The organism is Capsulimonas sp. (assembly GCF_039929585.1).
Taxonomy (GTDB): Bacteria; Armatimonadota; Armatimonadia; order Armatimonadales; family Capsulimonadaceae; genus Capsulimonas.
The window spans coordinates 41118-48681 of the sequence record NZ_JBDSQY010000228.1; the positions used below are offsets into that span (position 1 = coordinate 41118).

Annotated in this window: 6 protein-coding genes; 1 reads left to right on the top strand and 5 read right to left on the bottom strand. The window is 60.0% G+C overall.

Features of this window, described 5'->3' with window-relative positions:
• The first annotated feature begins 70 nt into the window (after window positions 1-70).
• Window positions 71-1009 (top strand): MBL fold metallo-hydrolase, encoded by a 939-nt coding sequence (locus ABIZ35_RS17180; protein WP_348221134.1) that lies wholly within the window; start codon window positions 71-73, stop codon window positions 1007-1009.
• Between the two features lie 211 nt (window positions 1010-1220).
• Here the strand turns inward: ABIZ35_RS17180 and ABIZ35_RS17185 are convergent, their stop codons facing one another.
• From ABIZ35_RS17185 to ABIZ35_RS17205, 5 genes are all read right to left on the bottom strand, one after another.
• Window positions 1221-1568: a hypothetical protein gene (locus ABIZ35_RS17185; protein ID WP_348221135.1), complete on the bottom strand. Its 348-nt coding sequence runs from the start codon at window positions 1566-1568 to the stop codon at window positions 1221-1223.
• Between the two features lie 17 nt (window positions 1569-1585).
• Window positions 1586-2815: a PP2C family protein-serine/threonine phosphatase gene (locus ABIZ35_RS17190; RefSeq protein WP_348221136.1), complete on the bottom strand. Its 1230-nt coding sequence runs from the start codon at window positions 2813-2815 to the stop codon at window positions 1586-1588.
• Window positions 2812-4368, bottom strand: coding sequence for an ATPase domain-containing protein (locus ABIZ35_RS17195; RefSeq protein WP_348221137.1), 1557 nt, complete (start codon window positions 4366-4368; stop codon window positions 2812-2814). Before ABIZ35_RS17195 ends, ABIZ35_RS17190 begins: the two co-directional genes overlap by 4 nt.
• A 92-nt stretch (window positions 4369-4460) precedes the next feature.
• The gene (pstS, locus tag ABIZ35_RS17200; protein WP_348221138.1) at window positions 4461-5465 is read right to left on the bottom strand and encodes a phosphate ABC transporter substrate-binding protein PstS; all 1005 of its coding nucleotides are present in this window, start codon (window positions 5463-5465) and stop codon (window positions 4461-4463) included.
• Window positions 5466-5548: 83 nt separating this feature from the next.
• The gene (locus ABIZ35_RS17205; RefSeq protein WP_348221139.1) at window positions 5549-7288 is read right to left on the bottom strand and encodes a cytochrome P450; all 1740 of its coding nucleotides are present in this window, start codon (window positions 7286-7288) and stop codon (window positions 5549-5551) included.
• Window positions 7289-7564 lie beyond the last annotated feature (276 nt).

Consider the following 7564-nt stretch of genomic DNA (forward strand, 5'->3'; position numbering starts at 1 on the left):
TGATAGATACGACGTTTGGATATAAATCTCTACTAACCGAATATCATTGTTAACCGGGGAGGACGCAGGGATGAGTCACAGTATCGAAGTAATCGCGCCGGGGGTGGCGTGCGCGCATGGGAAGATCGTGAACTTCTATTATGTCGGCGAGCCGGGCGGGCCGTGGGTGCTGGTGGATACGGGAATGCCGCTGGGAGCGCCGAGTATTATTAGAACGGCGGAGGAGCGGTTTGGGAAGGACAGCAGGCCGGAGGCGATTGTGCTGACGCATGCGCATTTCGATCATGTGGGGTCGGTGAAGGCGCTGGCGGATCATTGGGATGTCCCGATCTATGTTCACCGGATGGAGGAGCCGTTCGTGACGGGGCGCGCGGATTATCCACCGTTCGATCCGACGGTCGGCGGCTTCTTTCCCGCTCTCTCGCGCACGTTTCCGGAAAAAGGGATCGATCTGGGCGACCGGGTGCGCCTGCTGCCCGGATCCGGACCGGTGGACATCATGCCGGGCTGGGATATTCACCATACACCAGGTCATGCGCCAGGACATGTCTCGTTCTTCCGAGAGTCGGATGGCGTGCTGATCGTCGGCGACGCCTTTATCACGATGGACACGGACTCGTTTCGCGACACCGTGACGCAGAAGCCCGAGATTACGCGCCCGCCTTCCTACGCCACCTGCGACTGGGACGCCGCGCGCGATTCCGTTCAGCGTTTGGCGTCCCTGCGTCCGAAGGTGGTCGGGACCGGACATGGGCGTCCACTCTCCGGGCCAAGCGTCGCGGACGATCTGGAGACGCTCGCGCGAACATTCCATCGCCCGGCGCACGGACGCTATGTGAACCAGCCGGCCCGGTTCGATCAGAACGGTGTGGTGTCGATTCCCCCGCCCGTCCACGATCCCGTTCCCGCAATCGCGGCCGGCGTCGGCGCGGCGGCGCTAGCGGGTGTCGCGATCGCCGCCGTTCGGCGCCATCAGGCGGAGATGGATTTGGAAGACGAGGATGAGTAGAGAAGAAATTCGTAAAATCCTTGACAAAATATCAGCCATTCTGGATAACAGGATAAAACTATATTCCCTAGTATATTTCTAGGGAATTATTCTAAAGAAAGCTGGCGAGACGACTTGAGGCTGCGGGCCCTCCTTCTGGAGGCGCTCGCAGCCTTGCGTGTTTTTGGAGGATAAACGATTGTACGATATCGTCATTCTGAGCGGCAGTCCCTCACACTCGTCCGTGTCCCACGGAGTTCTCGGCCATGCTCGACGTGTTCTGGAGAAACACGCGGTCTCCACGCATTTGATTTCCATTCGGGATTTGCCGCCCCGCGAACTGCTGCATGGTTTCGCCACCAGCACAGCCGTGCGCGGCCAGACGGAGCTTCTCGTAAGCGCAGGTGCGGTGATTGTCGGAACGCCAGCGCTCAGAGGTTCGTTCTCGGGCGTCCGGACAACCTCGACCAAAGCCTGCATATCGCACTGCAATTGCTCGCGCGCACCATTCGAAAATAGAGGAGTTGGAAGTGAGAAGATCGTGGAGCGAACGCCGCGCGGAGCCACGCGGTGTTGTCATTCCGTTTCGACTGGTCGTCACACGCCCCAGCGGGCGAGCAGCAGACACACATCATCGCGGAAAGCGCCGCCGGAGTAGGCTCGGGCGTCCGCGACGATAGATTCCCCGCAGGAGGCGAGCGAGGCTCCCAGCGGAGCGGCGGCGTCGGCGGCCGCCATCAGTCCCTCAGGGCCGTAGAACTCGCCGCCCCGGCGCGCTTCCGTGATGCCGTCGGTGGCGAGCAGCAGGATATCTCCGGCGCCCAGGGTTACGGACGCCGTGTCGTAGGCGGCTTTTTCCATTACGCCGATTGGAACGCCGTTCGCAAGGATGGCCTCCGCCTTCGCCCCGCGCCGAATGAGCACCGGCGGTTCGGCGCCCGCCACGGCGATCTCCGTCTGGCCGGAGCCGGCCTTCACCACCGCCAGGAGCACCGCGACCAGACGGGGATCGTCGTTCACATCATCCGGCGCGGCGGCCAGCACGTAACGATTGAGCTGCGCGAGCGCCTGCGCGGGGTTCGGGTTCTGCATCACGATGGCCCGCAGCGCGAACTTGACCTCGGCCATCATCGACGCCGCACGCATCCCCTTGCCAACCACATCGCCGACCACCAGCGCGACTTTATCCCCAATCGCGAAAACATCGAAGAAGTCGCCCCCGATCATCGCCTCCATCCAGGCCGGCGCGTATTGCGTTTCGACTTCCAGATTGAGAAACGCGTCCGGCGCGGGCGCCTTGAGCAGGGTGCGCTGAAGAGTTTCCGCGATGTGCCTCTGCTGGCCGAGAAGGTCTTCACGCTCCTGCTCGAGCAGTGCAAGATCGCGCAGATAAGAACGCATCTCGTACTGTCGCTTCCTTGAGCGGAGCGCCACGCGCAGGGCGCTCACAAGCGTTGCCTTTCGCAGGGGACGCTCCAGAATGGCGGCATTGGTGAAGGCGTCGATCTCCGCCAAAATTTGCCGTCTTTCGTGCGTGTCTCGGCCATTGGAGGAGAGAAGGACGATAGGAAAGTCTGACCAGGCCGGCTGGGCTTTGATCACCGTGGAAAAGGCGCTGAGCGCCTGGGGGGTGAGGGCTTCTTCCGCCAGCAAGGCGGCTCCAGCCCCATCAGCGATAAAATCGCAAAGCGAAGTCATGTCTGGGCATGGCTCCACTTGGAAGCCGGCTTCCTGAAGCACCGCGCATGTGGTTGCGGAGTCGCGGCCCGTTGGCGTCAGCACAAGCACGCGCGTGTCCGATGGCGTCGGCTCTGTAGATCCGGTCACGCGGACGCCTCCATCGGTCCCTCGAACGTGGGAACACCAGTGAGCAGCCCCCGGAACTGCGTCAGAGGCTCACTGATGCTGATGCCAGCATCGCCGCCCAGCGTCAGTTCCCGGATCGTCTGCTCATGGCTGCCGCTGCGGCGCTTGAACACGGAAATTGCCTTCTTGATCGCGCCTCCAAACTCAAAGTAGCGGAACAGCAGAGCCGTATCCGCGATATAGCTGATATCCAGGCCAGGAACCGGCGCGGCCGCCATCATTCCCGCCTGCGCGGTGATCAAAAGCGTGGTGACGCCCTGCTGGGAAAGATAAGTGAGCAGCTCGTGCAGCTGCAGTATTAAGTAACGCTCGCCAGGCATGGCGTTGAGGTAGCCATTCAAACTGTCGATCAGGACGATCTTCGCGCCGCCCTTCTCCACGGAGTCGCGCACCTGCTGAATGAACTCATTCGGCGCAAGCTCCGCCGGATCGATCGATTGGATCTCGACGCAGCCATTGTCGACGTGCGGCTTCAAGTCCATATGCAGCAACCGCGATCGCTGGAAGAGAGTCGCAGGAGTTTCCTCGAACAAAAACATGGCGGAATTCTCGCCGCGCATCGCCGCGGCGACGATATAGCGCGTGGCGATGGTGGATTTACCACAGCCCGATGGCCCCATCAGCGCGATGCTGGCGCCTCGATCCAAACCACCGCCCAGCAGATCGTCCAGCGCTTGAATGCCGCTTGCAATCGGCTTGTTGATGAACTCGGTTTTGTGTTCGGCGGCGACCAGTCTCGGATAAACATCCAGACCGCCCGTCCGAATAATATAGTCGTGGAAGCCGCCGCGAAAGCGCACGCCGCGCATCTTCGTGATACGGATTCGGTACCGCTCCACTCCGTACTCGGGAACGGTGTTATCCAGCGCCACCACGCCGTGGCAAAGACTTTGCAGCTGCCGGTCTCCCGCGTCCGTAGTGCGGTCGTCGAGCAGAAGCACCGTGCATTTGCGGCCGGCAAAATAGTGTTTGAGGGATAGGATCTCGCGCCGGTAGCGCAGCGAATCATGCGCGAGGAGACGCAGTTCGGAAAGGCTGTCGAAGACAACGCGCGCGGGCTGAACCCGCTCAACAACTTCCAGCAGAAGCCGCATCGTCTCGCCAAGTTCGACTTCCGCCGGATGAAAGACCGTACTGTGCGACTGCGCGGAGAGCTGGTCTTCCTGGCTGAACTCGTAAATATCGACCCCATCCAGCGACCATGCATGCGAATGAACGACATCCCGGATCTCTTCCAGGCTTTCAGAAAGCGTGACATAAAGCACACGCTCGCCCTGCCGCGCCCCTTCCAGCAGGAACTGCATCGCCAGCGTCGTTTTGCCGACGCCCGGATCGCCCTGCACTAAAAAAAGACGGTTGCGGGGAAAACCGCCGCCGAGCACATCGTCCAGCCCCACAATTCCCGTGGACGCCCGCTCCACCGTCCACGATCCATCCCCTATCGTCGTTTGTATTGCCGCCACACCCCGATCCTCCCGATCCGTTTCCCCTCCCGCATCGACGCGGTATTCCATGGGTTCTGCTGATTCATACCCAGTCAGGAATGAAAGCTAACAAGCAAGGGGATCAAATCAATACGGAGAATTTGACGAAATGAAGAGTCGATTCAATCCATCGCGGCCACCTTTGCGAGCACGCGTTTACGTATCGCCGACGGCAGAGGAGCATAGAGCAGATCGGCCGCAAACCCCTGGCCAGACACCAGAGCCCAGACCAGAAACGGCTTCAATGACGCCTTCGCTCCAGCCCCTGGCGCCAGGATATAAGTAAATCCCGTCAGTGGATATCCTCGCGTCGCCGTAAACGTATCGTCCATATTCCATTCACCGGTCGGCGACGCCATGCTTTCCATGGCGGTGATTGCCGATGTGATGGAGGGAGCGACGTACTTGCCGCTTTCATTACGCAAGTCCGCAGCAGGAGTCGTGTTCTTCAAGGCGTACGACAACTCGACATAGCCAATACTTCCAGGGAAGCTAACCATAAGGCCAATGACGCCAGCACAACCTTTTGCGTTATATCCAATGGGCCACGCCACTTTTCGTCCCCAACCCAAATCCTTACGCCAATTCGCGTTATGCCGATCGAGGTAGTGCGTAAACAGCATTGTTGTATGGCTGTCTCCACTATGGATAGGTGTAATTTTGAGATTCGGCAGCTTGATTCTGGGATTGAGCCGTGTGATATGCGAATCGCTCCAACGAGTGATCTTGCCCAAATAGATATCCGCGAGCACCTCACCGTCCATTCGCAATCCAGGACCGTCAACCCCAGGAATGTTGTACACCACGGCCACGGGAGCCGCAGTCATGGGGATTTGTAGAATCCCGGGCGCCGCCTTTGCCTGTTCCTCGGTCAGAGGCAAATCGGAAGCGCCGAAATCGACTGTGTGCTCCGTAATCGCTTTGACGCCGCCACCGGACCCGATGGCTTGATATTCAATCTCAATCCCAGTTTCGGCTTTGTAAGTCCGAAACCATTTCTGATAAAGCGGAGCAGGGAATGTCGCTCCCGATCCGGTCAGGTTTTGCGCCATCGCGTCCTGTCCCAAGATCGCAAGCATAAACAGCACAATTACCCCAAACCGCACTCGCCAGCATTTCTCGCTCATGTCAGGATCTCCCAGCGACGTTTATCGCATCTCCGCGCCCGGAACACCGTTTCGTCGGCGAGGGGAGAATTCCTGCTTTACCATCAATTCCATCGGACATCGAGCGATTTCGGACCTCGAAACGCGATGACGCTGTCCAGCCATTCGATGGGTTCTTCCAACTTGAGAGTGGGGAAACGCGCGATCAGAGCGCTGACGACGATCTGTGTTTCGAGGCGTCCCAGGGCGGCGCCGAGGCAGAAGTGCGAGCCGTAGCCGAAGGCGACGTGGCGGTTAGGCTCGCGTGTGATGTCGAACCGGTCGGGATCGGGAAACTGCGCCGGATCGCGGTTGGCCGCCGCCAGACCAAGAAACACGCCCTGCCCTTTCTTCATCGAGTGGCCGCGCCATTCGAGGTCCACACGCAGATGACGCACCACCCACTGCACAGGACAATCGAAACGCAGGAATTCCTCTACCGCCCCGGCGATCAGGGACGGATCATTGCGCAGCATCGTCCACTGATCGGGACGGGTCAGCAAGGCGGCGACGCCGGCGCCGATCAGCCGGGTCGTATTTTCATGGCCGGTCGCAAGCAGCATCATGCTGTTGGAGATCACATCTTGATCGGATAGCCGCTCGCCCTGGTCGTCTGGCTGGAGAAGCAGGGAGATCAGGTCGCCGCCCGGGTTCTCACGCCGCTCTTCAATCACTGACAGGAAGTATTCCGACGCCTCTCGGATGCTTTGATACGTGACGACATCCTGCTCCAGCGTCGTCTCAAACGTGATATGGGTGAAGTAATCCACGGACCATTTCTTGAACCGCGCCCGCTCGCCTTCCGGCAGGCCGAGCAGGCGCATGATGACGACAATCGGGAATGGGACCGCAAGATCGGCGATCAGCTCCATCCGCCCGCGACCGGCGGCGCCATCCAGCATCTCCTCAACAAGCAGTTCCATCTGCGCGCGCATCTCGCCGATCACGCGCGGGGTAAACCGCTTCGCCACTTGAGCGCGCTGACGCACCTGATCCGGGGCGTCCTGAAACAGCATCTGCCGGTCCAGATGCCCCGGAAGCAGACGAAACTCCTGCTGGACAATCGGCGCCAGTTCTTCATCGGACAGCACGGACGGGGAAAAGGAGCGCAGCGAAAGCCGGTTCTCCGCAAGCGCCGCCGATACATCGGCGTATCCAGTCACCACCCACTGCCGCATCCGTGGATCCCAAAAGACGGGCTTGCGCCGCATCCAGGAGTACATCGGGTAAGGATTTCGTGCGGTGCGATCGTGGAACAGGGCGTAGGCGGTGAACGACTTGCGGTAACGCGGCGCCCCAAGGGTCAAACGCGCGGCGCGGCCGACAGCCGCTCGAACCCCTTTCTTTAGGCGGCGCGCGGCCAAACCGGGAACGGCGACGCCCTCCGGCGCCCGGAGCCTTCGAGGCTGCATCGCCATTAGCGCGGCGCCTGCCGACGCCCAGTTGACTCCCGCACGCGCCAGCGCACGTCCGGCGTCGCTTGTTTCTGGATTTTGCACGAGGGCAAGAAGAAAATGCTCGCCGCGAACGGACCAATCGCCAAGATCAGCCGCAATTTGGTAAGTCCGCTCGAACACAGCGCGCGCCTCCGGCGTCAGCCCCAGAGCGCCTCCCAATGCCTCATGAAGATCCTCACCATCGGTCAACGCCGCCGATGCGTTCAATCGCCGCAGCAGCCGAGCCGCCTCGGCGCACTCAGCGTTCACTCGCTGAAAGAGAAGCGTTGTTGTCAGTCGCTTGTCTTTTGCTTCTTCGGCCGCGCTCAAAATCGCGCGCTTCAAACCTTCGTCAAACCGGCGCCACATAGATCAAGTTCCTTCCAGCGCTGTTCGATCCGCCCTCCTTCTCAGACACAATGCGGCTGAGAACAAGGCGAGGCAAAAATTAGAAGAGGGAACTTGACGTGACAATCTGTATCAACGGACGCAGTTGGGAGCAAGGGGGGAGCGTCTCGAATCAGGGCCTGGATAGTTCACCCGTTTCTTCTAGCGCATATCCTATTCTATCACAAGCAACAGCGGTATCAAACCTGGCAATTTGGAGAGTTTTTGAGAAAATACGGACATTCGCCGCTTTTCATT